The organism is Pseudomonas sp. NFX224 (assembly GCF_048565165.1).
GTDB lineage: Bacteria > Pseudomonadota > Gammaproteobacteria > Pseudomonadales > Pseudomonadaceae > Aquipseudomonas.
In genome coordinates this window covers 5551650-5578539 of record NZ_CP183416.1, presented here as the reverse complement: position 1 = coordinate 5578539, position 26890 = coordinate 5551650, and the positions used below count along the sequence as shown (strand labels likewise).

The following is a 26890-nucleotide window of genomic DNA, read 5'->3' as shown; positions in this document are numbered from 1 at the left end:
CCCTTTCGTCAGCACAAGTCAGACGATCAAACATACTGCAACTTATTGCCCGCTCAGGCGGTACATTGACGATGCTGTGTGCTCCAGCTGGATTCGGAAAGTCCACGGCTATGGCGCAAGCATTCGACCAGTTCACTCAAGCAGGCATACCAACTGCATGGCTGACTGCAAGACCAACTGACAATGATCTTTCGAGGTTCCTGAGTTGCCTGGATAAAATCGTCAAGCATCTGTGCATTGCACATCCAAGCAGTGATGCGATGACGAGCATGGCCAGGCACAACACTCAATTCGCATTGTTCGTGGATGAGCTAGAGAATATCCAGGAACCTTCGGTCCTGGCACTGCTTCAAGAAATTGCCCAACATCTCCCCCATCGAGCGTACCTGATTGCGGCGACACGCTTGACCCCCTCACTCGGATTGTCACGTCTACGTGTCAGTGGCCGCCTTACCGAAATAGGCGCAAACGAACTTCGATTCGATATTGAAGAAAGCAAAGCGCTATTTGCGGCTCACCTTGCTGGGGGCAATCTCTCGCATGCTGAACTCGAACATTTGCACAACAAGACTGAAGGCTGGGCGGCAGCCCTATGGTTGGCCTCGATCGCGCTAAAACGCACAGAGTCGCGGATCGATTTTATCTCCCAGTTTTCTGGTTCGACCGGTACCGTTGCCCAATACCTGAGCGAAGTGGTGTTGGCTGAGCAAGCACCTGCCGTGCGGCGCTTTCTCCTTCGCATCAGTGTGCTTAGAACATTCAACCTATCGCTGTGCGAAGCACTGAATCGGGACGCCAACTGTCGAGAAATGATTGAACTGCTTCACGCCCAGGGATTGGTAATTCCCATTGAATCGAAATGTGGCTTCTGGCGCTTCCATGGCTTGTTTTCCGAATTTCTGCGCGATCAACTTATCAACGAGCAACCCAATGAATTCCCGAGCCTCCATCTATCCGCATCGCACTGGTTCGAAATTGAAGGCCAAGCTGTTTTGGCAATTGATCATGCGGTACTAGGGAAGGCTTACCACCAAGCGATTCTGTTACTTGAGCGGCATACCGAATCACTATTGGAACAGGGACGGATGCGACTGCTTCGGCGTTGGTTCACGTCGATCCCTCAGGAGCTGATCTCAGCTCACCCGGTTTTGCTCATGATGTCTATTTGGGCAACAGCCTTGACTGAAGGCGCGCATCTCGCAAGCGAGCAACTTGATCGAATAGATTGGCGCGGCAGCCTGGACCCGAGAGTCCGCAATCATGGTGCTGCTCTTTATCCAACACTGCTGGGCATGCAAGACCACTGCGAAGAGGCAGTCAGTGCAGGTAAGCGCTCTCTGGAAAGCATTGAGCCTGGATACAACTTCGCTAGCGCAACCCTGCTAAATGCCATTGCGCACCAGACTTTGATCATCGGTGATGCACGAGATGCACAACTCATGCTCGATGCGGCCCGGCGCCTGCATGGCGGAGAAAGCCTGTTCAATCGCATGTACTCTGAAACCACCGAGGGCCTGATCGATCTTTTGCATGGCCGACTTCGCCATGCCTCAGCGCGCTTTCGACTCGCTGTTGACGCCACGCACGCTACTCGCAACCTACATGCCCATGGCAATGCCTGGGCAGGCGTTCTCTACTCGGCGACTGTGTACGAAGCCAATGACCTTGTGAAAGCTCGACACCTGATCAATGTCTATCTTCCGCTCGCTCGCGAGGTTGGCATTCCTGACCACTTAATCCTTATTTACTTACTTAGGTGCAGACTTGCACTCATCGAAAGTGATCTGAATACCGCCCTTCAAGCACTCACTGAACTTGAATACCTTGGGCATAGCCGGAAGCTTCCCCGAGCAGTCGCGGCAGCCCAGTTGGAACGGGCAAAAATTCTACTCCTACAAGGCAAGGGGCCCGCATCCAAGGATGAGCTGGCTAGAGCAGACGACCCAGTGATCTGGGCCCGCGAATGCCGCCAGCGATTGCTGGCGCACGATAGCCACTACCTGCATCTGGCAAGGCTCAGATGGGAAATCCACTTTGGCGACCCGGTTGCCGTGCTGAAGCAAATCAAATTGGATCTCGATGAAGCTCACGCCTCTGGTCGACGCCAGCGCGCGCTGGTGCTGCAACTTCTGAAAGTGTTGGCCTTGCATCGTTGTGACCAAACTCTGGCTGCCCACAAAGAGCTGGAAGACGCCCTTGAGTTCGCCGCGAGCGAAGGATACGTTCGAACGGTGCTGGATGAAGGCCCCTTACTCGCCCAGGTTCTGATCGAGTTCAGGCAAGTGTACGAGACTCGCAAATCTAGAAATCCCCTCCTCTCGGATTACTTACGCGGGCTATTGGCTGATTTTGTGCCAGTCGATCCGGATGAAAGCGCAAAGAATTCATTGCCTCCAGTAATGGCAGAGCAGCTCACGCGTAAGGAAATAGAGGTGCTGACTCTTCTCACCGAGGGATGCTCGAACGTTGATCTGGCCGACAGACTTCACGTCTCGAACAGCACCGTGCGCACCCATCTGCGAAACATCAACGCCAAGCTTGAGACCAATAGCCGCGCTCAAGCACTAGCCGTAGCGAGAAGGCTCGGCTTGGTGTCATGAAGCAATGAGGAAAATCGTCTTTTGCGACGATTTTCCTCCCCTCTCATCCTCATAGACTGAACCCTGACGACGCCTCTATTGCACATACGTGTACCTGGGGCGCATTCGGTAATTGCTGTGTCTTCGCCCGCCAAGTATCAGGCTTGGCCACTTAACAGATCCAACAAAAATAATTACAGGGTTTAAGCAATGAACGAGCAGAGTACATCCCTCATCTACGCAGAGAGCAAGACCAACCTAGGGCGCTGGTACGCCCTCGGCTGCCTCATAATCTTCTACGCCATTTCGATGGTTGACCGCTTTATTCTTTCCGCCGTGGCTCAGCCGGTGACACAGAGCCTGGGGCTGTCGAATACGCAAATGGGGTTATTGCTGGGGGCTGGTTTTGCAGTCCTGTACTCCATTGCCGGGATACCCGTTGCCTACTTAATCGACAAGGGCAACCGCACGAAAGTGATCCTAGTTGGCGTGCTGCTGTGGTCATTGATGACAGCTGCTTCCGCATTCACCGCCGACTTCACAACCTTGATCATTTGCCGTGCCGGCGTCGCTATCGGCGAGGCCGTACTCACTCCCGCAGCCATGTCCCTGATCGGTGACATGTTCCTGCGTAAGGACAGAGCATTGCCGACCAGCTTATACATGGCAACCGGCAACGTAATGGCAACCGGTGCGTTCCTGATCGGTGGCGCTGTTTACCAATACGCGGGCACACAGCAACTATTACCGTCAATGGAGCCTTGGCGCTTCACACTGCTTACCGTAAGTTTGCCCGGTTTAGTGATGGTTCTGCTGTTCGCCTTGACGATACGGGAGCCAGCACGTGTGGACTCGCAACCGGTCGATGACAATGATCGTGTGAGCAAAAATTCGTTGCTGCCATTTCTGAACAGCGACAAGGCAATGTTCATTCCTTTCTGGGTTGCTACAGGAATGATCTCTTCCCTTACTTTAGGCGTGATTTCCTGGGCCCCTACTCTACTCATTCGCCTGCATGAGCTTACTGCCTCTCACGCGAGCTTCGTGTTCGGCTCAGTAGGGCTGCCAACCTCAGTTCTGGGCACCCTGTGCCTTCCATGGCTGGCCAGCAGGCTTCAAAGGAAAGGGCGAGCCGATGGGATCATTCTGATCCTGTTGATCTCTGTCGCCATCCCGATACCCGCCATCATTATTGGTCTGCTTTCCAACCAATATTGGCTTCTGGTTACGGCATTTGCGATCTGCATGATGTTCCTGCCCAGCATCTCAGTCTTGACCTGCCTGGGCATGCAGATGATCAGTCCATCCCGCCTTAGAGCCCGGACCGTTGCAGTAAATCTTCTGATCATCAATTTGTTCGGCTACACCGTTGGGCCACTCCTGAGCGGCTTTTTGGCAGACAGAGTTTTCACCGGTCCTACCGCCATCGCCTCAGCGCTCGCGACGATGGCGGCAATCATCGGCCCAATTGCAATCCTGGGCTTCCTGCTCGCGCGCCGAAACTTTGGCCAGATGATGAGCATGCAAAAAGACTAAGCACGCCCATTACCACGGCCATGCCACTGGCCATGACTCCACACAAAAATAAATACTGGAGTATTTGCATGACGTTCCGCACAGCAGCATTGCTGATGTCTACGTTGCCTTTGTCTGTTGCAGCTCAGGCACAAAGTCCGTTCTTTACAGAAAGCACTGCCAATATTTTTCTGCACAACTACTACTTCGACCGGGACTACAAAGACCCTGAAAATCCAGCACTCAAGAGCGAGCTGCGTGAATGGGCTCAAGGCGTCACGCTTAATTTCAAGTCGGGGTACACCGAAGGACCAGTAGGGTTCGGTCTGGACCTCAGCAGCATGACGGGTATTAAACTCGACTCCGCCCCTGATCGAGCTGGTACACAGCTCCTGCCGGTTGACTCGAACGGTCGGGCAGTAGACGACTACAGCACCTTTGGCGGCATCGCCAAAGTCCGCTTTGCCAAGTCGAAATTGAACTATGGGCGGATGGTGCTTAACACACCGATAGCCTATTCAAGCCCTGGACGACTGTTACCCCAAACATTCCAGGGCACGACGTTCCAATCTGAAGACATCGACAAGCTCGCATTGATGGGCGGATTTCTGGACCGTATCAAGTTCAGAGACTCAAGCAATTACGAAAACATTCGCGTCACGGCACAGAATGGTCGCTTCCTCGATGTTGACTCCAGCGGCTTTACCTACGTCGGTGCCAAATACGACGCTTTACCGAACCTAACAGCGAGTTACTATCACGCCACTCTGAATGATATTTACCGCCAAGACTACGTGTGGCTAGTGCATGACTTGCCCCTAGGCCCAGGCAAGCTAAAGACAGATTTTCGCTGGGTTAGATCTGGCGAGGATGGCGCAGCGAACGCTGGCAAGGTCGACAATGACAATTACGGCGTGGTCTTTCGATACGCTCTCGGTGGCCATACATTCAGCACCGGTTACATGGCGCTGTTCGGTGACACTGCACAACCCTATATGGGGCGTAGCGAGCCATCCCCGACGGTCGAAGGAGCCATCTCCACCGACTTCTTGAATGCCAAAGAACGTACCTGGCAAGTCCGCTGGGATTACGACTTTGCCGCTTCAGGAATCCCTGGGCTCACCGCCATGCTGTGGCATATGCGCGGAGACAATATCGAATTGCCAGAGCGTATGGGCGGCAGCGGATTGTACGAGCGCGAGAGTCAGGCGCAGGTGGCCTATGTAATTCAGTCGGGCGCGTTACAAGGATTAGGTTTCAAAGTCCGTCACTCCTGGTATCGCAACGATTTCACGCAAGCGGCCACCTTCCGAGATAACAACGACCTGCGGGTAAACATCATTTATTCCTGGAAACTCTGGTGAGAGCGGATTGGATGCATGGCAAATGTATCCAGTTCGCTAGGAGACTCTATGCAACGTCCTGGCTTTAGTATCGAACACGACATTTTCCGCGAGAGCTACCGGTCTTTCCTACAAAAAGAGGTCCTGCCACACAAACAGGCCTGGCGAGAGGCGGGCATAGTCCCGCGAGAAATGTTCACGAAAATGGGGGCCTTGGGTTACCTGCTGGTATGGGCAGACGAAGAGCACGGTGGCCTTGGCCTCTGGGACTTTCGTTATCAGCAGATCATGATTGAGGAAGACAATCGCTTTGGCGAAGTCGGGTTCTATCACACCCTTCATAGCAGGCTTGTAGCTCCGTACATTAAACACTTCGGCAGCGACGCGCAGCAGGCTCGCTTTCTGCCGGCTTGTGCGACTGGGGACATCATTCTCGCGATCGCCATGACTGAACCCGATGCCGGAAGCGATCTGGCTGGAATGAAGACTCGCGCGCACGAGCATCAAGACCATTGGGTGCTCAATGGCGCGAAAACCTACATCTCCAACGGACTCAATGCAGACGTGGTGCTCGTTGCGGCCAAAACAAACCCCGAGAATCCCCGGCAAATCGGACTGTTTTTGCTTGAGCGGGGAATGCAGGGTTTTGAACGTGGTCGGCGGCTCGAAAAAATGGGCCTGCATGCACAGGACACTGCCGAACTCTTCTTCAATGATGTGCGGGTACCCAAAGAAAATGTCTTGGGCGATAGTGCGCAAGGCTTGCAGTACCTGAAGACATCATTGGTAGAGGAGAGGCTGATCTCCGCAGTTGGATCACTAGCCAATGCGCAGTGCGGCTTCGATTTAACCCGAGACTACGTGACTGAACGCAAAGCCTTCGGCAAGAAAATAGCTGAGTTCCAAAATACGCGTTTCACGATGGCTGACATGGCCGCAGATCTTGAAATCGCTCAAGTCTACGTAGACCACTGCGTGGCCCAACACAATGCAGGCGAGCTTTCTGTGCAGTCGGCTGCGAAGGCCAAGCTCTTCACCAGCGAACTGGAGTCGCGGGTTATGGACGCAGGCGTGCAGTTGCATGGCGGTGCGGGCTACATGCAGGAGTACGAGATATGCCAGCGGTTCCTAGACGCCCGGGTGTCGCGGATATTTGCTGGCAGCTCGGAAATCATGAAGGAAATCATCGCTCGGGTAGTACTGGGATAGTCGTGTTTAGCGCTTCGGAGGAGCCATGGGCCCACTTCACGGAATCAAGGTAGTAGAAATGTCAGGGATAGGACCAGCGCCATTCTGCGCAATGGTTCTCGCCGACTTAGGAGCAGAGGTCATCCGTATCGTCAGACCAGGTACTGCGGTTGACCCTCGTGATGTCCTGAGCAGAAGCCGTCCGACCGTCGAAGTAGACATCTCCGGCACGGAAGGCCAAGCATCAGTGCTCGACCTGATTGAGCAGGCCGATATTTTGATTGAAGGCTACCGCCCTGGTGTCATGGAGAAAAATGGGTTGGGGCCGCTAGAGTGCCACAGGCGAAACCCTCGTCTCATTTACGGGCGCATGACAGGGTGGGGACAGTTTGGGCCATTGGCTCATGCCGCTGGTCACGACATCAATTACATCGCCATCACAGGCGCATTGAATAGCATTGGCCGGCGTGATGAAACACCTCCTCCCCCAATCAACTTCGTAGGCGATTTCGGTGGGGGCGGCATGTTGTTACTGGTAGGTCTTCTCGCTGCTCTGCATGAGGTAAAAGCATCCGGTCTCGGGCAAGTGATCGATGCTGCAATGAGTGACGGCACATCACTCCTGTCTGCTTTCATTCATGGCCTCAAGGCACAAGGACATTGGAGCAACGAGCGAGCCAGCAATCTTCTGGACGGTGCAGCGCCTTTTTATGACACCTACCGCTGCGCCGACGGCCGCTTTGTGGCTATAGGCGCGATTGAACCCAAGTTCTACCAGGAACTCCGAGACCGATGCGGGCTTGAGGGTAGCTTGTTCGATGAGCAAATGAACCCAAATTCCTGGGCATCACAGAAACAGGCGCTCAGTGGAATAATCGCGTCTCGAACGCGGGACGAATGGTGCACGTTGCTGGAAGGCACAGACGCATGTTTTGCCCCTGTGCTGGACTGGGATGAAGCGCCAATGCATGCACATAATCTGGCCCGGGAAACGTTTGTGACAGTGCAGGATGTGCTGCACCCGGCCCCAGCACCCAGATTCTCTCGTACGGCACCTCAAGTACCCCAAGCACCTTACGCAATGTCATTGGATCAAGTGATGCATCGCTGGAGTGCTGCTTCAAAGTCCCACTAATTAAAGGAAATACGGTGCGCCTATCTCTCATAGGCGCCCTCTTCTACCTGCGGAACATTCGCATAGATATGCGAGGCCATAGAGCAATAAATCCGGAACTCACATCAAAGGGGAACACCTTCTCCAGGCATCCCCTGTGGTGACGCTCAGCCTTACAGATCAGCGATGTTGATAACCGTCTTGCCCAGCCCCTTACCACTCAACGCGTACTCCAGCGCATCAGCATAATCTCCAAAACCGAATACCTTCCCAATCGGTGGCGCTAAGTGACCGAGAGAGACCCAGCCGAGAAGTTCTCGAAGGTGCTCGCCGCCTTTCTCCGCTTCGTATAGTAAAAACTGACGCACATCGACACCGACGAGCGAAGCCCCTTTCAGGAGTGGCAGATTGGCACGCAAAGCTGGGATTGGCCCACCTGCGAACCCTACCACCAGATGCCTGCCGCCCCATGTCAAAGAGCGAAATGCCGGTTCGAACAGCGGACCACAAACCGGATCAAACACCACGTTTGGTCCTTTCTGGCCACAGAGTTCTTTCACTTGATCACGGAAGTTCTTTGCCGTGGAGTCAATCACATGATCAGCTCCCATCCTTTGCGCGAATGCCCACTTTTCTGGTGTCGACGCCACTGCGATGATCCTGGCACCTAGGCACTTGCCCACCTGTATCGCCGCGGACCCAACACCTCCCGCAGCGCCGATCACCAACAAGGTTTCGCCAGGCTGTAAGTTTCCACGATCACGGAGCGCATGCAGCACTGTCACATAGTTGATTTTGAAACCCGCAGCCTGAACGTAATCCATGCTGTCTGGGATTTTGGTAACTGCAATTGCAGGTGCTATAGCGAGTTCAGTAAAACCACCGTGAATCTGTGTTATCACTCGATCCCCCACCTCTAGACCAACGACTCCGACGCCAATCGCAGCGACCTTTCCACTGATCTCCTGACCCGGGACGTGGGGTACTGGAGGCCTGACCTGGTACCGACCAAGTGATTCCAACGCATCGACGTAGCCAATTCCACAGCTAGCAATCCGGATCAATACTTCACCAGCCTTGGGCACCGGATCAGGAACCGAAATCATCTTATAATTGGAAATTGCATCTAGATCGCTGGTTTCAACACGCTTCATATGTTTCTCCGATTAGCAACAAGACTGACTAGGTTTTCCTGCACGCTTATTCAAAACCTCTAAATTCGGCGAGCTCATCCAGAGGAGCACGCGCGGTACGCAAGCTGTTGATGGGGTGTTCCGGATCGGAATACCCCAAGGCAATCCCGCAGAACACCATCAACTCATCCGGCAATTCGAGGTGCCGCTCAACCGTCTTGTGAACCAGCGTCCAACATGCTTGTGCGCATGTGGCCAACCCTCGTTCATGAGCAAGCAACATGATGGTCTGGAGAAACATCCCCAAGTCAGCCCACTGCCCTGCACCCATGCCTCGATCAACGGCCAAAAGCATCCCTACTGGCGCACCAAAAAAAGTGAAGTTCTTGGCAAATTGCTTAGCACGACCGGACCGGTCATCTCTCGCGACATTCAGAGTCGCATAGAGATCCTCGCCGCACTGAGCCCTACGAGCCTGATAAGCCGCGCCAAGATTTTCGGGATAAATCGGATAACCCATACCCTCACCACGCGGGCTTTGCGCCAGGGTGTGAGCAACCTCCTTTTTGAGCTGTTGGAGGCTGCCGCCTGAAAGCACGATCAACTTCCAAGGCTGCAAGTTACCGCTTGAAGGCGAGTATCTAGCTGCATCGATAATTTCTCGTACCAGGGCTTCGTCTACCGCCCGCGGCAAGAAAGCGCGGGTGGAATGCCGATTCTTAACTGCATGCATTACCGCTGACATAAGTCCTCGCCATGTTATCGCTGGAGATGATCAATCCTATACTTGCAATTTTCGGATTAAAATAGTAAACAACCGATTTCACTAATGCGTAAATTCGATGAATCCATCATCCTTAGCCGATGTTGAGGCCTTTCTGGCTTTAGCCGCATGTAATAGCTTCGTAATGGCTGCTCGCGAACTCGGCATTGCTCAATCAACAGTAAGCCGGAGGATCTCCAACCTGGAGGCTCGCCTTGGGCATCAATTGGTCCTCAGAACAACGCGCAAGGTGGCCCTGACTGATGCCGGTATTGGCTACGCTGCGGATCTGCGAGAGGTGATGGCAAAGCTCGCCTCTGCTGATTCACGCTTGCAAAGCGGCCTACTTAAGGTGGAGGGAGTGCTAAGGGTTACGATGCCTACATCTTTCGGCCGAGCCTTTGTTTTGCCTCGTATCGCTCAGCTGACATCGCAATATCCCGCACTCCGTTTTGAAGTCGACCTGTCGGATCGATACGTAGACTTGCTGGATGGTGAATTTGACGTTGCCATCCGGCTTGCTTCGCCTGCGCAGTCTGGAGTCAACTATGAAAAAATTGCTTCGTTCGGGCTGGCGCTGTGTGCATCCCCTTCTTACTACGAGCAATATGGCCCCCTGAACGAGCCGGCCGACCTTGCTCACCATGTTTGCCTAGCGCAACGTGTTTATGCCCCTGTCATTAGTTTTCCAGTCACCTGGCAAAACAAAAAAAACACGCTTGAGATCAATCCGAGAATCAGCGTCAACGATTCAACCTCACTACGCAGTCTTGCGTTGGAAGGTGCTGGTTTGGCTGTCCTGCCCCTCTATTTAGTCAAAGACGACCTCCAGCGAGGCACACTCGCCAATGCATTGCCTGGGCTAAAGTTTGCTGAGTACGAGGTTTTTGCAGCGTTTCTACGCCACAGAAAGTCGTCCGAAAAAGTGAAAGTATTTCTCGATGCCATGGCTGGATGATTTCACTGAGTTGGGCCACAAGCACATGTCACAATTGTCAGTGTCATTGGTGAAGCCACCGCTAACTCGGAAAGCACTCAGGAAAGCCTCAAACCCATCCACGAAGTCGGCCATCTGACCGTCAAGTTTCGACCGGTCTGATTCAGCGCCTCCCCTCTAACGTCTACAAAGGAACCCTCAATGCCACCAGGTAACCGTGAATTGGCGCGGATCGAACGCCGGTTGATTACCACGCTCACCGAAGCGTGCGAAATAGCAAAATCTGAAATCAAAGGCTTTGTCTGGCTCACCCACACCGCTGACCTAAACGCGTTGACTGAAACCCTTAAAGTGACTTGGGTGTTCGAAACACTGGCCGACAAAAAGCTCGCCCAGGCCAGCGCGAAAGCACGGATTTACGAGCTGACGGCTATCGCGCTGTTCGAGGCAAACATCGATGTGACGCCTTCAGATCACTCGGTCCGGCTCGACTCTGAGGAGGAGTGTCTGCGCACTCACGGTGGCGATTGGCAAAGGCGCCTTGCGCAATGACCAGGGGTGATTAGCGATGGCTAGAGAAATCGAAAACAGGAGAGACCCATCGGCGCAGTTCGTCTCTATGCTAATTGTCTCAATGCATCTTCCACCGCAACCACTACCCGGCTGCCTCTAGCACTTGGAAGCCTCCAAGATGCGATTGCCATACCAAGTGAAACCGATTGATTAATAGGCGCCACAAGCTCCCCAGTATCCAAGAACCGCTGGACGAGGCTCCGACGGCCAATCAGCACACCCGCAGACAGCAATGCTTGCTGCACGGCAATGGAGTAAAGCGAAAACCCCGGCCCGCGTGCTACGAACTTCTGGCTGGGCATAACCGAGCGAGTCCAAACTTCCCAGTCATTCCACCCCACATCTGCGATGCACCGAACATTGGCGAGATCGCCAGGATGCGTGATCTTCGCTGCAAGCGCAGGCACACATACCGGTATTACCTGCTCGTTGGCCAGAATGCGCTGCCCGCGGCCGAGGCGCTCGATATAGAACAGGCATAGGTCGAACGGGCTGCGTTTAAGGTTGGGGGGCTCATCCACGGCTGTCACCGAGATTTCGATCGGGGTGAGCATTTCCGTGAGAAGCGGGAGGCGCGGCCCGATCCATAACTCCGCCAGCGCAGGCGACGTAACGATATGTACCCGCTGTGGTGCAGATAGCCGCCGAAGAGTTCGAGCCGCTTCCTCTACGGCATCGAATGCCGCGATGAATTGCTCCTTCACACTCTCGCCCAATGGCGTGAGCCTGACACCTTTAGCATGGCGCTCGAATGAGGCAGAGCCGTATTCATTCTCAAGGGCTTTGACCTGCGCCGCGATTGCGCCTGGCGTTACATTCTACTCGCTTGCCGCCCGGGCGAAGCCGCCTAAGCGGGCGGACGCCTCGAAAGCGCGTAGATCATTCAGTTGCAATGTATGTCTGACGGGTGAGTCGAGGAACATATCGTAAGCCTCATTTTTCCTAGGCCTAATATTTCAGAAATACCGTTGTTCCCAGATAGCACGCGCATTATTTTGATCAGATATCACGTGCTGGTACTAGCGAGTCAAAACGCGGAACGTAAGCCCGATCATTCCCAAGGAACTGAAATGAAATATCGAAGTGGGACACATGCGTTCATGCACGGTGCTCACACCGCTTCCCCACTCACCACCGGGCTCATCCCTTTCGGGTTTATCGCTCGAGTCAGCGCCGCCGGAATGGGGATGTCACTCAGCACCACAATGGGCATGACGCTGCTTTTCTATTCCGGGTCGGCGCAGATAGCCGTACTGCAATTACTACAAAATGGCGCCCTGCCAGTGACCATGATTCTTACAGCGCTCGTGATCAATCTTCGCTTTCTGATGTACAGCGCATCACTGGCACCCCACCTGTACCACTTGCCCCGGCGCAAGACCTGGCCTCTGTCCTATCTACTCGCCGATCAGATATTCGCGCTGTTCAGCCTGAGATCGGCCTCTGGGGAGTTGGGGCGATACGGCTTTCATTACTACGCCGGGACGGCGATCACGATGTGACTCGGTTGGAATCTTGCGGTGCTCGCAGGATTCATTTTAGGGGCGCGCATCCCCGAAGCGTGGTCATTAGGGTTTGCAATTCCAATGTCATTTCTGGCGCTTCTGATCCCCAGCATCCGCAGTGCTGCAACGCTCTGTGGCGCCGTGGTGGGAGGTTCGCTGGCGGTGCTGGCAGTCGATTTACCCTACAACTTGGGCATGCTGACGGCTTCCCTTGGCGGGGTCCTCGCCGGGCTTACCGTCGAGCACCTGAGGAAAGACCAGGACAGCGCAAAAAGCAATGATCCCGAACAGGAGGCATCATGAGTGAGTTATCGCAGTTGGGGCTGTTCCTGTTGATCGGTGCCGTCACCTTCGCTATTCGTCTGTCGTTTATCGAGTTTTATGGAAGCTTGCGCATTCCACCGCTACTGCGCCGTGCCTTGCTGTACGTACCCGCGAGCGTATTGGCTGCGCTGGTTTTACCGGCGGTGGTTTACCCGGATCGACAGTCTGCGTTCGACTGGAGCAACCCGCAAATTCCCGCTGCAATCCTGGCAGGATTGATTGCCTGGAGAACCAAAAGCACTTTGTTGACGCTAGTTGTTGGGATGGGAGCATTGTTGGCACTGAAAAGTTGGGGCAGCTAGATGCCTTTCACTTTGCCGTCGCATCCATCAACAGCCAGATCAAGGGCAACGATGCACACGGGTAATGGACACCGTAAATGAGCGGTGCAATCTCATGTCGATAGCCGGCCAAGCATGCCGATGGCGAGATTTAACGTGATGGAGTCGTGAGGCGCATGAGGGCAGGTATTGCAGCAAGAGTCGGTGCCTGATGAGTGCGAGGTCTTAAAGCGGTCAATCTGTAGCCGCAGTAGTTGAAGCTTCGAATTGATCTAGCGTTGAACAATCAATGGGGGCTTTACGAGGCTACGGTGCTCAGAAGCACGTAGGGGGAGTTGTTGCGACTAGAGGGACATGGGGATATTGAAAAATGCCTGACGGCCGCCCTCTAAAGCAGTGGCCGACAGGCAGATTCGAATCAGGGACGCACCCTAGATGCTTTATCTGATGTAGCTACCGCCATTCACGTCCAATGTCGCACCATTCAGTGACGCTTGAGACGGACGTAATGTGAACGCCACCAACTCAGCTATTTCAGATGGGTTGGCCATGCGCCCGACCGGTATGTCAGATACCGCCGCTGCTTCGCCATGCTGAGCTACGAATTGCTCTGCCATATCTGTACGTACCCAGCCTGGTGCAATCGCCACAGCGACGATGCCCTCGCCCGCCACGCTACGTGCCAGCGACTTGGTGAGGTTGATCAATGCTGCTTTACTCGTTCCGTATGGCAACGCATCAGCAGCATAGCCACGCTGAGCTGCGCGACTCGCCATGTTAATAATGCGTCCACCACCGTTGGCTCGAAAATGCATGACCGCTTCACGAGACAAGTCAGCAGCAGCGAAGAAGTTCACCTGAAACTCTCGGCGCCACGCGGCTCGCCATTCCGAGGACGGAGCCTCTAGTGGAATCTCAGTGCGAATGCCTGCGTTGTTGATAAGTCCATGGATTCGACCTCCGGCCAACGCCAAGGCGGCTTTCCACAGATCCTCTGGCCCGGTTTCCTTACTCAGATCTCCCTGAACGATCCAGCCTTTACCGCCGATACGGTCTAACAGACGCTGTGCGCCCTGCTCATCGCGGCTGTAATGGATCAGTGCACGAGCACCTTCCGAGGCAAGTTGCTCAACGATTGCTGCGCCAATACCACCAGAGCCACCTGTGACTAGGATGGTTTGCCCGGCGAGGGGGCGTGTAGCGTCACTCATCTGTGCTTACCTTCGCTCAATGTGAATCGGGACATGCCGTCTGACCTCAGGGACAGAAGGCATGTCTGGATGTGGGCTTTATTTCTTCTCAGCGTTTGCTTCGATCGAAGCTTTGTCCACCAGCTTCTGGATGTCGCCAGTCTCACGCCGCTGCGTCAGATAAATATTCAGCACTTGTAGATCTGCCGGTGAGATGTCTCTACGCACGCCGAATGAAACGCCCTGCTTGGCCAATGCTGGTTTAGGCAAAATTTCGCGTGTCCAATCCGGGTTGGCCAGGGCGAAAAGGTGATTGGTATCGCTGGCGTCTACCAATACGTCAGCACGTTTTGACATCACAGCCAAACGGGCTTCATCCATGCCCGGTAGACGCATGATTTTGCCGTTATGAACAACTGAAGAAATAGCCTTGTCTTGCGCAGTGCCAGACATCACAGCAAATGTTACTTCAGGCTTGTCGAGGGCACTCACATCGTCCTTGACGTCAGCAAACTTGGCGTTGTCCTTGTTCACCAGCAGCGACACTTGATAGTCGGTAGCGGGTACTGTGAAAGCGACTGCCAATGCCCGCTCCGGAGTCTGGTTGAGAGCCATGGCCAGATCCCATTTGTTGCTCTGCAACCCAGCTACCAGGTTGTCCCAGTTGGTATCAACAAAGGTCACCTTGACCTTCAGGACCTTCTCACCAAAGTCGCGACAAAGATCGACGAAATAGCCGCTGTACTCTCCAGAACTGGCATTCCGCATGACATATGGGGCCGCCACGGCGGCACCACAGCGAAGCACTCCTGCCTTTTGCACATCTTGCCAGATGGAGCCTTCGGCCGCCTGAGCAGCTGACTGAGCCATCAAGGCACCGCACAGACTGGCGCCAACAAATAGAGCTTTGAGGGAACTAGGGATTAGCCGAACCATTTTAACCTCACTGATAATCGTTGTTTTTGGCAGTAAAGGTAGAACGCTGAGTTGCATGCGGTTATGTGTGCATGTCTGTATTCACAATAAAAATTAAGTGAAGACCTGTCAACAGCCTCCAATGATCTTTTGTAACCGGCAAGATAATCGTTAATGGATTCGACGCAGAGAGGCTATGGATCATGGCGGGCAACCACTATTACGTGAGCAAATTAAAAACATAAATCAAGAAAAAATGCATTTAACTCACCATACGTTTCAGCTCATGCTGTTTGACTTTAGTAGCTCATCCACGTCGACGATGAGCTTGGCAGGGAGATCGAGATGAGCCTGAAAGACGATCTAGTGTGCTGTTCGCGAAATAAATTTCTCCATGCTTGCACTACACTTCAGGTGCCATTCCTACCTTGGAGAGTTCCTGGTGAGCGCTCTGGACATTACGCTTAGCCCTGAAGAATTTGCCGAACTGAGCCGCCGCGTACGTTCCGCCACCATCAGTCAGCGCGATGGCCGTCGAGCCCGCGTCATCTTGCTGGCAGCGCAAGGATCAATGCGAGAAGAAATTGTACGATTGACAGGTTTCTCTCGCCCTACGGTCACCGACTGGTGCCAGCGTTTTCAGGCGCTCAGATTGGAAGGCCTGCTCGACAAGCCTGGCCGAGGACGCAAATCCCCTCTGCCTGCCGACACGATCCGCCGCGTGCTCGAACAGGTCACTCAACCTCGTATCGGCGAGCCCCGCTGGAGCTGCCGAAGCATGGCCCGTGCCGCCGGCATATCAGCGACCACCGTGCATAAACTGTGGGCGGCCAATGACTTAAAGCCTCATCTGACACGTACCTTCAAACTGTCGAACGACCCGCAGTTCGAGGAGAAATTCTGGGATGTCATCGGCCTGTACCTGGCCCCGCCAGACAAGGCGTTGGTGCTCTGCTGCGACGAGAAAAGTCAGGTGCAAGCCTTGGAACGCACACAGCCTGGGCTGCCTCTGGGGATCGGTCATATCCAAACAAAATCCCATGATTACACTCGCCACGGCACGGTCACGCTGTTCGCAGCGCTGGATTATCTCCAAGGCAAACTGATCAGTAGCATCGAGCGCCAGCACCGCCATCAGGAGTGGTTGGCTTTCCTCAAGAAAATCGACAAGGAAACCCCCAAGCACCTCCAGCTGCATCTGATCGTGGATAACTATGCGACACACAAGCACGCCAAGGTGAAGGCTTGGCTAGCGAAACATCCGCGCTTCCATGTGCATTTCACGCCGACCTCCAGCTCGTGGATGAACATGGTCGAGCGGTTTTTCAGGGACATTACCGTGTTCTTGCGCGACGGCAGCTTCGGCTCCGTACGTGAGTTGGAAAGCTCGATTACCACCTTCCTGGCATTACGGAACGCACGACCGACCCGGTACGTTTGGAACGCGAAAGGCGAGGAAATTTTGAGCAAGATCCGGCGGGCACGTGAAGCGATGGAGACGCAGATGGAAGGGCAAGTTATTTCGAAAACAGCACACTAGCGCTACTGATTCGCCAAGAGGAGATGCTTCAGTTCGAACATTTTGACGAGGAGACCGCATGGCAGTTGGGCGTACATATCCATGGGCGAGCTGAGACCGAATCGTGGCCTCTTGTGATTGACGTGAGACGGTTTGATCGTCCGCTGTTTTTCGCTGCCCGCCCTGGAGTGACCTCCGACAACCTTGGCTGGGTTGCGAGAAAAGCGAATACGGTTCAGCGTTTCTTACGCAGCTCTTATCGGCTGAGATACCAACTGGCCTTGGAAAACCTTGGTATTTCTGAGCGCTATCATCTGTCACCTGCGGAATACGCAAGCGTGGGGGGAGGATTCCCCATCATTGTTCAGGGTGCTGGTGTGATTGGCTCTGTCACGGTCTCAGGCTTACCTGATCGGGAGGATCATCAGATCATTGTCGAGGCGCTCTGCAAGTTTCTGGATCAAGACTTTGATGCACTGAAGCTCGCCCTCGAGAGCCCCTTTTAAGATCGGCACAAGCAACACACACCTTCACTCCGCTTTTCAACGTACACCACCCAAATGCCGAGAGAGGCCGCCCTTTGGATTGCACCGGCCCTCCCTTCTGTGTAATCCGTAAGAGAATTCGCGCGAATTCTTCTCATCGACGGATTAGAACGCTCCAAAAACAATTAATGAGTCTATCCATGTCTAATACATCACTGGCGTCTGGCTTGAAGCAACGTCACGTCACCATGTTGTCCATAGCCGGTGTGATCGGCGCCGGCCTGTTCGTTTTTTCGGCCCATGCAATTGCCAAAGCAGGTCCTGCAGTGCTTCTCGCATACATCTTTACAGGCGCGTTGGTAGTCCTTGTCATGCGAATGCTGGGAGAGATGGCCGTCGCTTCACCTGATACTGGATCATTTTCAACTTATGCGGATCGGGCGATCGGCCGCTGGGCGGGCTTCAGTATTGGCTGGCTCTATTGGTGGTTCTGGGTACTGGCAATTCCGCTGGAAGCGATAGCCGCCGCGAACATACTAAATGCCTGGATACCTCAAGTAGACACATGGATCATTGCCCCGACAGTTATTTTGCTGCTGACCTGCTCCAATTTTTTCGGTGTCGCCCGTTATGGCGAGTTCGAGTTCTGGTTCGGACTGCTGAAAATTATTGCCATCATCGCGTTCATCGCACTTTGCGCCGCAGCACTCTTTGGTCTACTTCCCGACAGAGAAGTGAGTGGGCTTGAACAGCTAATCTCCCAACATGGTGGTTTTGCGCCCAACGGTCTGGAGGCCATCATTGGCGCGATGCTAACGACGATGTTTAGTTTCATCGGCGCGGAGGTAGTCACCATCGCAGCAGCAGAATCGAAAAATCCTGCTCAGCAAATCACCCGCGCCACGAACTCCGTGGTGTGGCGCATCTGCATCTTCTACCTACTGTCCATTCTGATGATTCTTTCCATTGTTCCATGGGACGACCCTCGCTTGCCCCAAGTGGGTTCGTTCCAGCGCGCCTTGGAGATCATGCAAATCCCCAATGCCAAACTCTTAATGGATATCGTTGTTCTGGTGGCGGTTGCCAGCTGTATGAACTCTCAGGTCTACACCGGATCGCGCATGCTCTATTCACTGGCCCAGCGGGGAGATGCACCAAGATTCCTCAAGCGCACCAGCGTGGCGAAGGTCCCGCTGGCCGCGGTGGCATCGACCACTGTGCTGGGCGTCTTGGCAACTTTCGTCAATTACTTTGCCCCACAGAGTGTGTTTGCTTTTCTCCTCGCAACATCAGGCGCTGTCGCACTCCTCGTTTACCTGGTCATCGCCGTTTCTCAGCTGTGCTTGCGCAAGAAACTGTTGGCTGCCGGTGAACCATTACATTTTCGGATGTGGCTGTTTCCGTGGCTGACGTGGGCAGTGATCCTGTTCATCAGCGGCGCGTTGATCGGCATGTTCTTTATCCCCGCTTATCGCTCCGAAATCACAGCAACCGGGCTGCTAGCAGTGATGATTATTTGCCTTGGTTTGATGAATTCAAGAAGAGCCTCTCATCTTGCCGTAAGACATCCAGAGCAAGGGGCAGCACTGCCTGAGACAGTGTCGAACACCTGATGCTTCGCAAGTGCCCTGCAACGTTTATCGGAGAGTTTAAAGTGGTTGAGTATGTAGTTCCTTTTGAAAGCCTTGGCGCTCATGACGTGGAGTTTGTGGGGGGCAAGAACGCATCCCTGGGCGAGATGATCAGCAATCTTGCGGGTGCCGGTGTATCGGTACCCGGTGGCTTCGCCACGACCGCTCAGGCGTATCGTGATTTCCTGGAACTGAGCGGCCTGAACCAGCAGATTCATGACGCCCTGGATGCCCTGGACGTCGACGACGTGAATGCTTTGGCCAAGACCGGTGCCCAGATCCGTCAATGGATCATGGAAGCCGAGTTCCCGGAAAAACTGAATGCCGAAATCCGCACTGCGTTCGCCGCGCTGTCTGCCGGTAACCCTGACGTAGCCGTGGCCGTGCGTTCTTCCGCTACCGCCGAAGACTTACCCGATGCGTCCTTTGCCGGTCAGCAGGAAACCTTCCTGAACATCCGTGGTGTCGAAAACGTCATTCGCGCCGCCAAAGAGGTGTTCGCCTCCCTTTTCAACGATCGCGCGATTTCCTACCGCGTGCACCAGGGCTTCGACCACAAGTTGGTAGCCCTGTCGGCCGGCGTACAGCGCATGGTCCGCTCCGAAACCGGCACCGCCGGCGTGATGTTCACCCTCGACACCGAGTCGGGCTTCCGTGACGTGGTGTTCATCACCGGCGCCTACGGCCTGGGTGAAACCGTCGTACAGGGCGCGGTGAACCCGGATGAATTCTACGTCCACAAAGGCACGCTGGCCGCCGGTCGCCCGGCGATTCTGCGCCGCAACCTGGGCTGCAAGGCCATCAAGATGATCTACGGCGACGAGGCCAAGGCCGGTCGTTCGGTCAAGACCGTCGACGTCGACAAGGCCGAACGTGCGCGTTTCTGCCTGACCGACGCCGAAGTCAGCGAGCTGGCCAAGCAGGCGATGATCATCGAGAAGCACTACCAGTGCCCGATGGACATCGAATGGGCCAAGGACGGTGACGACGGCAAGCTGTACATCGTGCAGGCTCGTCCGGAAACCGTGAAGAGCCGCACCCAGGCCAACGTAATGGAACGTTACCTGTTGAAGGAAACCGGCACCGTGCTGGTGGAAGGTCGTGCCATTGGCCAGCGCATCGGCGCCGGCAAGGTGCGCATCATCAAGGACGTGTCCGAGATGGACAAGGTCCAGCCAGGCGACGTACTGGTCTCCGACATGACCGACCCGGACTGGGAACCGGTCATGAAGCGCGCCAGCGCCATCGTCACCAACCGTGGCGGTCGCACCTGCCACGCGGCGATCATCGCTCGCGAGCTGGGCATTCCGGCCGTGGTCGGTTGCGGCAACGCCACCCAGCTGCTCAAAGACGGCCAGGGCGTGACCGTTTCCTGCGCTGAAGGCGACACCGGTTTCATCTTCGAAGGCGAACTGGGCTTCGACATCAAGAAGAACTCCGTGGACGCCATGCCGGATCTGCCGTTCAAGATCATGATGAACGTCGGCAACCCGGACCGCGCCTTCGACTTCGCGCAACTGCCGAACGCCGGTGTGGGCCTGGCCCGCCTGGAATTCATCATCAACCGCATGATCGGCGTGCACCCCAAAGCGCTGTTGAATTACGACGGTCTGCCGCAGGACATCAAGGACAGCGTCGACAAGCGCATTGCCGGTTACGCTGATCCGGTCGACTTCTACGTCGATAAACTGGTGGAAGGCATCAGCACCCTGGCCGCAGCGTTCACGCCGAAAAAAGTCATCGTGCGTTTGTCGGACTTCAAGTCCAACGAATACGCGAACCTCATCGGCGGCAAGCTCTACGAGCCGGAAGAAGAAAACCCGATGCTGGGCTTCCGTGGCGCCTCGCGTTACATCAGCGAATCGTTCCGTGACTGCTTCGAACTCGAGTGCCGCGCCCTCAAGCGTGTGCGCAACGAGATGGGCCTGACCAACGTCGAAATCATGGTGCCGTTCGTCCGTACCCTTGGCGAAGCGAGCCAGGTCATCGATCTGCTGGCAGAAAATGGCCTGGCACGTGGTGAGAACGGCCTGCGCATCATCATGATGTGCGAACTGCCGTCCAACGCGATCCTGGCTGAAGAGTTCCTCGAATTCTTCGACGGTTTCTCCATCGGCTCCAACGACCTGACCCAGCTCACCCTGGGCCTGGACCGTGACTCCGGGATCATTGCGCACCTGTTCGACGAGCGTAACCCGGCGGTCAAGAAGCTGCTGGCCAACGCCATTGCCGCCTGCAACAAGGCTGGCAAGTACATCGGCATCTGCGGCCAGGGCCCTTCGGACCACCCGGACCTGGCCAAGTGGCTGATGGAACAAGGCATAGACAGCGTCTCCCTCAATCCGGACTCGGTCATCGAGACCTGGCTTTTCTTGGCTACTGGCCAGCGAAAGGTTGCGTCCACCCTTCTAGAGTTGGTTTAACACTCATCCGCAGAAGTCCCGGCTCATCACAACGTTGAGCAGGGACTGCCAACTCAGCCTTAAGTCCGGAAACGTCGGACCAACGAATCCAGCTCACCAGACAGACTCGCCAGGCCTTCAGAATCCACACGCGCAGACTGAGCTAATTCAGCAACCAACTGCGCATCCCCATGAATCTGGCTCATGTGATGCTGGATTTCCTCGGCCACTTGATGTTGCTGTTCGGCAGCCGTTGCGATCTGGGTGTTCATATCGCGAATGATGTCTACCGACTCGCGGATCTGCCCAAAGCTTTCCCGCGCCATGCCGATACGGCTGACCGATTGCACCGAGACTTCCAAGCTAGCGTGCATCTGCTCGGCCACTTGGGCCGTGCGGCCGGCCAGGTTTCCCAGCAAACCGTCAATTTCTGAGGTGGAGTCGGCGGTACGCTTGGCCAGGGCACGGACTTCGTCGGCAACCACGGCAAACCCTCGACCTTGGTCGCCAGCCCGCGCAGCTTCAATGGCAGCGTTCAGAGCAAGCAGGTTGGTCTGCTCGGCAATCGAGCGGATGGTACCGAGAATCGATTGGATGGAGTTGCTGTCACGCTCCAGTTGCTGGATCGACAGCGCCGATTGCTCGATCTCCTGACGAAGCAGGCCGACACTCTGCACAGCCCCATCGATCTGCTGCTGGCCCTCATGAGCCTGCTGCTGACCGTTGTCGGCCGATTGGGCAGCCAGCCCGCAGGAACGAGCCACTTCGTTGGCAGTGGTGACCATTTCATGGAATGCGGTGGATACCATGTCTACGGCTTCGCGCTGACGGCTCGCCGCTTGCGCCATATCGCCCGACACACGAATCGAGCTGGTCGAGGCACTAAGAATTTTGCCAGCGGCCATGCCAATCTGCTGGATCAGGCTGCGAATCGTATCGAGGAACTGATTAAACCAACTAGCCAAATGCGCGGTTTCGTCACGCCCACGTACTTCCAGATCGCGGGTCAGGTCTCCTTCACCTTGGGCGATATCTTCTAAGCCGTTGGTGACACTGTTGATCGGGCGCACGATGACTTTGGCAGAGCTGACGCCGACCACTGCAAACACGATGGCCAGAATGAGCGCTAACGCGCCAATCAGCCAGGTTAGTCGGTTAGTGGTCTGCATCACTTCCCCCTGCTGGATCAGGCCGATGAACGTCCAACCCAGTTGTGCGTCAGGATAGACATTGGCCATGTAGCGTTCGCCGTTGATAGACACCTCAACCAACCCTTTACCGGCTCTGGACAGTTCCGCATAGCCCGGGCCGAAACTCTCCAACTGCTTGAAGTTGTGGCTGGCATCGCGCGGATCGACCATCACGTTTCCGTTGTTTTCCATCAGAATCAAATAACCACTTTCCCCGAGCTTGATCTGCTTGACGATCTCTGTGAGGCCTTGGAGCGAAACATCAATATTGACCACTCCCCCCGTTTTGCCGAGCTGGTTGGCCACCGTTCGCACGGTGCTGACCAGCACCGTGTCGTCGCCGGCCCAGTAATACGGGGCGGTGCGCTGGGTCTTTCCGGGATTGGCCATTGCCTGCTCATACCAAGGCCGTTCGCGTGGGTCGTAATTGGACAGTACCTGCCCTGCAGGCCAGGTGACATGGCCCCCATCGCTGACGCCGTAGGAGATGTAGGCGTAATGGGGGTGGCTCTTGCCCAGACGATCGAACAACTCGGTCACACGCCGATCGTGATCTCCCAACGGCACACTTTGGGTATGGGTTTCCTGATACTTGTTCAGGTTGTTGCCGGTACCAGTTACCTCGGATTGCGTCGCCAAAAAGTCGACGTTCTGAGTAATCCCCTGGAAAAAGATACTCATCGCATTACCGACCTGATGGATTTCCCGACTGCTACTGTCCAGGAAATTTTCTCTGGCTTTGTCACGTAGATTGAGGATGACCAGAATAGCCACCAGGATAACGGGCAAGCTAGCAATCAAGGCGAAGGCCCAAGTCAACTTTTGCTTGATATTCATCGATGTTCTCAGTGTTTTTATTGTTGCGGAACGATGCTGTTACCCAATGGATGCAAGCCCTGGCTCTCTAAGAAGCAGGCTTGAATCGCTAAAACCAGCGCAAAAAAAAGGCCGCCAGTGTGGTAGCGGCCAGGTCTCAAGCCAGAGCTTTAGACGAAGGGTTCCTGGTGAGGAGCCCGCTGACCAGAATGGCTAGCGGGTAAACCGTAGAAACACTACGGGTGCAAGCAACAGCGCCATCTCAAATCCCAGTCTGACCAGTGATGACACTGTCACTCGAACAAGGTGCCTGCCTTAGCTATTGCTCGGGAAGGCGAATTGCGCAGCTTCATGGCCGGTGCGTTTCGGCCAGCGCGGGGTAAACGGATTAGCCAAGCACCGAACCGATTACTTCATCCAGAATGGCAATACCCGCTTCAACTTCTTCAGCACTGATGATGCATGGAGGAACCACATGAATGCGGTTCTCGACTACAAACGGCAACAGGCCACGCTCCATCAACTTTGCTTTGAGCACCTGCATCGTTTGTGCAGCCAGCGGTGCGCGACTTTCTTTATCGCTAACAAACTCCAGAGCCCAGAACACACCAGCACCGCGCACCTCACCGATCGATGCATGACGTTGCTGCAGGTCACGCAGACGCGGCCCTAAGCAATTGGTTCCGATGTCCAAAGCGTTTTCTACAACCCCTTCCTTACGCATCGTGTCAATCGCGGCGACAATCGAGGCCATGGCAAGCGGGTGCCCAGAGTAGGTCAGGCCTCCAGGGAAGTAGCGCGTTTCAAAATAATTGCACAACTGCTCTGAAATCACTACGCCGCCAACCGGGACATACCCCGAGTTCACACCCTTGGCGAACGTGATGAGATCAGGCACAACCCCATAATGCTCCAGGGCGAACCATTTGCCCGTCCTGCCAAAACCGGACATTACTTCGTCCAGGATGAGCAATATGCCGAATTCGCTCGCTAGTTCGCGAACACCCTGCATATAGGAAGCGGATGGCATCAGAATACCGGCCGTGCCAGGCAGACTTTCGAGAAGGATTGCTGCGATTGAACTCGATCCTTCGCTCTCGATCACACGGCGAAGATGCCGGAGTGCACGTTCTGTCTCTTCGACCTCAGTCTGCGCGTTGAACTCGCTGCGATAGAGATAAGGCGTGAAGAAGTGAACGTGACCACGTGCGTACTCATTCGGCACGCGACGTGGGTCACCCGTGGCAACAATCGCGGAACCGGTATTGCCGTGATAGGAGCGGTAGGATGACAACACCTTATCCCGCCCGGTGAAGAGTCGCGCCATACGGATCGCGTTTTCATTGGCATCGGCACCACCGTTCGTGAAGAAGACTTTCTTAAAGCCTTCAGGTGCCTGTTCGATGATGCGCTTGGCGGCCTCGCCTCGCATAAGGTTTGCAGTCGATGGTGCAACGGTGGTCAGAGTGGCCGCTTGCTCCTGAATCGCCGCAATGACTGCGGGATGCTGATGACCAAGGTTGGTATTAACGAGCTGACTGGAGAAATCCAGGTATCGATTGCCTTCATAGTCCCATACCGTTGAGCCCTTCCCACCTGCGATAACTAAAGGGTTGAGTGCTCCTTGAATCGACCACGAGTGGAAAACAAACTCGCGATCAAGATCCTTCACAGATTGATTGGTAATCGGCATGTTAATCATCGACCTCTTCAAAAAATAAACTCAAAAGAAAAGTACTGTTGCAGGCTCCCGATTAATTGCAGGAGCATTCGAGGCACTTGGATGGCCAAAAAGCCTCGCCGTACTGAGCGATGAACTACTCAGTCATGGCGGTGCGCACCCAGCCAGGGCAATCGCCACCGCGCGCACCCTCTCCCGCCACATTGGGGGCCAAACGCTTTTGAGTGCGAACGTCCGCGCCACCTCAGTTGTCCGTCAGAACAGTTGATGACGCAGACATTCGAACAAGGTGCCTGCCTTAGCTGTTGCTAGGGAAAGCGAACTGCGCGGCTTCGTGGCTTTTGCGTTGCGGCCAGCGCTGAGTGATGGCTTTCTTGCGAGTGTAGAAACGCACGCCGTCAGGACCGTAGGCGTGCAGGTCACCGAACAGAGAACGCTTCCAGCCGCCGAAGCTGTGGTAGCTCACCGGTACTGGCAGCGGCACGTTGACACCAACCATGCCTACTTCGATCTCGTCACAGAACAGACGGGCCGACTCACCATCACGGGTGAAGATGCAGGTGCCGTTGCCATACTCATGATCGTTGATCAGTTGGATCGCTTCTTCCAAGCTGTTCACGCGCACGACGCACAGCACCGGGCCAAAGATCTCTTCCTTGTAGATGCGCATCTCTGGGGTGACGCGGTCGAACAAGGTACCGCCGACAAAGTAGCCATCTTCGTTACCCGCGACTTTGAAGCCACGGCCATCGACCACCACCGTGGCACCAGCAGCCACGCCGTCATCGATGTAACCCAGCACCTTGTCGCGTGCCGCGGCAGTCACTAGCGGGCCCATGTCCAGGCCGCAGGTGGTACCGGCACCGATCTTCAGGGCCTTGATTTGCGGTTCCAGCTTGGCGACCAATGCATCGGCAACCTGATCACCTACACAGACAGCAACGGAAATCGCCATGCAACGCTCGCCGCACGAGCCGTAGGCGGCACCCATCAGCGCGCTGACGGCATTGTCCAGATCAGCATCCGGCATCAGCACGGCGTGGTTTTTCGCGCCACCCAGAGCCTGGACGCGCTTGCCACGTTTAGTGCCTTCGGCATAGATGTATTCGGCGATCGGCGTAGAACCGACGAAGCTCAAAGCCTTGACCTCAGGTGCCTCGATCAGTGCATCCACTGCTTCCTTGTCGCCATGCACGACGTTCAGCACGCCCTTTGGCAGGCCGGCCTCGTGCAGCAACTCGGCGATCAGCAACGTCGAGCTTGGGTCGCGCTCGGACGGCTTGAGGATGAAGCAGTTACCGCAGGCAATGGCCAACGGATACATCCACAGCGGCACCATCGCGGGGAAGTTGAAAGGGGTGATGCCGGCCACGACGCCAATCGGCTGAAGATCACTCCAGGCATCGATGTTCGGGCCGACATTACGGCTGTATTCACCCTTGAGGATCTCGGGAGCAGCAGACGCAAACTCAACGTTCTCGATGCCACGCTTGAGTTCGCCCACGGCGTCCTCGATGGTCTTGCCGTGCTCTTCGCTGATCAGCTGGGCAATACGCTGCTCATTCGCTTCCAGCAACTGCTTGAAGCGGAACATCACCTGCGCACGCTTGGCCGGCGGAGTATTGCGCCATGCAGGGAACGCGGCTTTAGCAGCGTCGATGGCTTTTTGCACAGTGGCGCGGCTCGCCAGGCCCAACTTATTGGTTACCTGGCCAGTGGCTGGGTTAAATACGTCAGTGGTGCGGCCATCGTCAGCGAAGTGCTCGCCATTGATCAAATGCTTGATAGTTGCCATTTTCTTTCCTC

General features: G+C 55.1%; 19 protein-coding genes and 4 pseudogenes. 14 read left to right on the top strand and 9 right to left on the bottom strand.

Annotated features, from left to right (window positions below; genetic code table 11):
- Positions 1 to 110 precede the first annotated feature (110 nt).
- From ACNYC6_RS25455 to ACNYC6_RS25435, 5 genes are all read left to right on the top strand, one after another.
- Positions 111 to 2600 (top strand): LuxR C-terminal-related transcriptional regulator, encoded by a 2490-nt coding sequence (locus tag ACNYC6_RS25455; protein WP_419709690.1) that lies wholly within the window; start codon positions 111 to 113, stop codon positions 2598 to 2600.
- A 189-nt stretch (positions 2601 to 2789) separates the two neighbouring features.
- Positions 2790 to 4115 (top strand): MFS transporter, encoded by a 1326-nt coding sequence (locus tag ACNYC6_RS25450; RefSeq protein WP_419709689.1) that lies wholly within the window; start codon positions 2790 to 2792, stop codon positions 4113 to 4115.
- A 68-nt stretch (positions 4116 to 4183) separates the two neighbouring features.
- Positions 4184 to 5458, top strand: coding sequence for an OprD family porin (locus tag ACNYC6_RS25445; RefSeq protein WP_419709688.1), 1275 nt, complete (start codon positions 4184 to 4186; stop codon positions 5456 to 5458).
- A 48-nt stretch (positions 5459 to 5506) separates the two neighbouring features.
- A complete protein-coding gene (locus tag ACNYC6_RS25440; RefSeq protein ID WP_419709687.1) occupies positions 5507 to 6646 on the top strand; it encodes an acyl-CoA dehydrogenase family protein in 1140 nt (379 codons plus the stop codon).
- Between the two features lie 25 nt (positions 6647 to 6671).
- Complete coding sequence (locus ACNYC6_RS25435) at positions 6672 to 7760, top strand: CaiB/BaiF CoA transferase family protein (protein WP_419709686.1); 1089 nt, start codon at positions 6672 to 6674, stop codon at positions 7758 to 7760.
- A gap of 152 nt (positions 7761 to 7912) precedes the next feature.
- Here the strand turns inward: ACNYC6_RS25435 and ACNYC6_RS25430 are convergent, their stop codons facing one another.
- Both ACNYC6_RS25430 and ACNYC6_RS25425 read right to left on the bottom strand, forming a co-directional pair.
- Positions 7913 to 8893 (bottom strand): NADPH:quinone oxidoreductase family protein, encoded by a 981-nt coding sequence (locus tag ACNYC6_RS25430; protein WP_419709685.1) that lies wholly within the window; start codon positions 8891 to 8893, stop codon positions 7913 to 7915.
- Positions 8894 to 8939: 46 nt separating this feature from the next.
- The gene (locus tag ACNYC6_RS25425; protein WP_419709684.1) at positions 8940 to 9617 is read right to left on the bottom strand and encodes a nitroreductase; all 678 of its coding nucleotides are present in this window, start codon (positions 9615 to 9617) and stop codon (positions 8940 to 8942) included.
- A 97-nt stretch (positions 9618 to 9714) separates the two neighbouring features.
- Here ACNYC6_RS25425 and ACNYC6_RS25420 point away from each other — a divergent pair, with 97 nt between their 5' ends.
- The 3 genes and pseudogenes from ACNYC6_RS25420 (at position 9715) to ACNYC6_RS25410 (ending at position 11124) form a co-directional block, all read left to right on the top strand.
- Positions 9715 to 10593, top strand: coding sequence for a LysR family transcriptional regulator (locus ACNYC6_RS25420; RefSeq protein WP_419709683.1), 879 nt, complete (start codon positions 9715 to 9717; stop codon positions 10591 to 10593).
- 9 nt (positions 10594 to 10602) lie between these two features.
- Positions 10603 to 10734: pseudogene (locus ACNYC6_RS25415) on the top strand (cation transporter); the annotation flags it as partial.
- Between the two features lie 39 nt (positions 10735 to 10773).
- Complete coding sequence (locus ACNYC6_RS25410; protein ID WP_419709682.1) at positions 10774 to 11124, top strand: hypothetical protein; 351 nt, start codon at positions 10774 to 10776, stop codon at positions 11122 to 11124.
- Between the two features lie 65 nt (positions 11125 to 11189).
- Here ACNYC6_RS25410 and ACNYC6_RS25405 read toward each other — a convergent pair whose 3' ends face one another.
- Positions 11190 to 11849 (bottom strand): LysR substrate-binding domain-containing protein, encoded by a 660-nt coding sequence (locus ACNYC6_RS25405; RefSeq protein WP_419713009.1) that lies wholly within the window; start codon positions 11847 to 11849, stop codon positions 11190 to 11192.
- Positions 11850 to 12215: 366 nt separating this feature from the next.
- Between ACNYC6_RS25405 and ACNYC6_RS25400 the strand changes: the two are divergent.
- Both ACNYC6_RS25400 and ACNYC6_RS25395 read left to right on the top strand, forming a co-directional pair.
- Positions 12216 to 12953: pseudogene (locus tag ACNYC6_RS25400) on the top strand (AzlC family ABC transporter permease).
- Positions 12950 to 13276, top strand: a complete 327-nt coding sequence (locus tag ACNYC6_RS25395; protein WP_419709681.1) for an AzlD domain-containing protein — start codon at positions 12950 to 12952, stop codon at positions 13274 to 13276. Before ACNYC6_RS25400 ends, ACNYC6_RS25395 begins: the two are co-directional and overlap by 4 nt.
- Positions 13277 to 13695: 419 nt before the next feature.
- Here the strand turns inward: ACNYC6_RS25395 and ACNYC6_RS25390 are convergent, their stop codons facing one another.
- Positions 13696 to 14466 (bottom strand): SDR family NAD(P)-dependent oxidoreductase, encoded by a 771-nt coding sequence (locus tag ACNYC6_RS25390; RefSeq protein WP_419709680.1) that lies wholly within the window; start codon positions 14464 to 14466, stop codon positions 13696 to 13698.
- A gap of 78 nt (positions 14467 to 14544) precedes the next feature.
- Positions 14545 to 15315: a transporter substrate-binding domain-containing protein gene (locus tag ACNYC6_RS25385; RefSeq protein WP_419709679.1), complete on the bottom strand. Its 771-nt coding sequence runs from the start codon at positions 15313 to 15315 to the stop codon at positions 14545 to 14547.
- Positions 15316 to 15802: 487 nt separating this feature from the next.
- On the opposite strand from ACNYC6_RS25385, the gene ACNYC6_RS25380 reads away from it, so the two are divergent.
- From ACNYC6_RS25380 to ppsA, 4 genes are all read left to right on the top strand, one after another.
- Positions 15803 to 16900 carry an IS630 family transposase gene (locus ACNYC6_RS25380; RefSeq protein ID WP_419709546.1) on the top strand — a complete coding sequence of 366 codons (1098 nt, stop codon included), beginning with the start codon at positions 15803 to 15805 and terminating at the stop codon, positions 16898 to 16900.
- 23 nt (positions 16901 to 16923) lie between these two features.
- Positions 16924 to 17385, top strand: coding sequence for a heme-degrading domain-containing protein (locus tag ACNYC6_RS25375; protein ID WP_419709678.1), 462 nt, complete (start codon positions 16924 to 16926; stop codon positions 17383 to 17385).
- A 179-nt stretch (positions 17386 to 17564) separates the two neighbouring features.
- Positions 17565 to 18977 (top strand): GABA permease, encoded by a 1413-nt coding sequence (gabP, locus tag ACNYC6_RS25370; RefSeq protein ID WP_419709677.1) that lies wholly within the window; start codon positions 17565 to 17567, stop codon positions 18975 to 18977.
- A 41-nt stretch (positions 18978 to 19018) separates the two neighbouring features.
- Positions 19019 to 21418, top strand: a complete 2400-nt coding sequence (ppsA, locus tag ACNYC6_RS25365) for a phosphoenolpyruvate synthase (protein ID WP_419709676.1) — start codon at positions 19019 to 19021, stop codon at positions 21416 to 21418.
- A gap of 59 nt (positions 21419 to 21477) precedes the next feature.
- Here the strand turns inward: ppsA and ACNYC6_RS25360 are convergent.
- The 4 genes and pseudogenes from ACNYC6_RS25360 to ACNYC6_RS25345 form a co-directional block, all read right to left on the bottom strand.
- Positions 21478 to 22074, bottom strand: a pseudogene (locus tag ACNYC6_RS25360) (methyl-accepting chemotaxis protein); the annotation flags it as partial.
- Positions 22075 to 22335: 261 nt separating this feature from the next.
- Positions 22336 to 23268: pseudogene (locus ACNYC6_RS25355) on the bottom strand (cache domain-containing protein); the annotation flags it as partial.
- A gap of 523 nt (positions 23269 to 23791) precedes the next feature.
- Positions 23792 to 25096: an aspartate aminotransferase family protein gene (locus ACNYC6_RS25350; protein ID WP_419709675.1), complete on the bottom strand. Its 1305-nt coding sequence runs from the start codon at positions 25094 to 25096 to the stop codon at positions 23792 to 23794.
- Between the two features lie 286 nt (positions 25097 to 25382).
- Positions 25383 to 26879: a CoA-acylating methylmalonate-semialdehyde dehydrogenase gene (locus ACNYC6_RS25345; protein ID WP_419709674.1), complete on the bottom strand. Its 1497-nt coding sequence runs from the start codon at positions 26877 to 26879 to the stop codon at positions 25383 to 25385.
- Between the last annotated feature and the right edge of the window lie 11 nt (positions 26880 to 26890).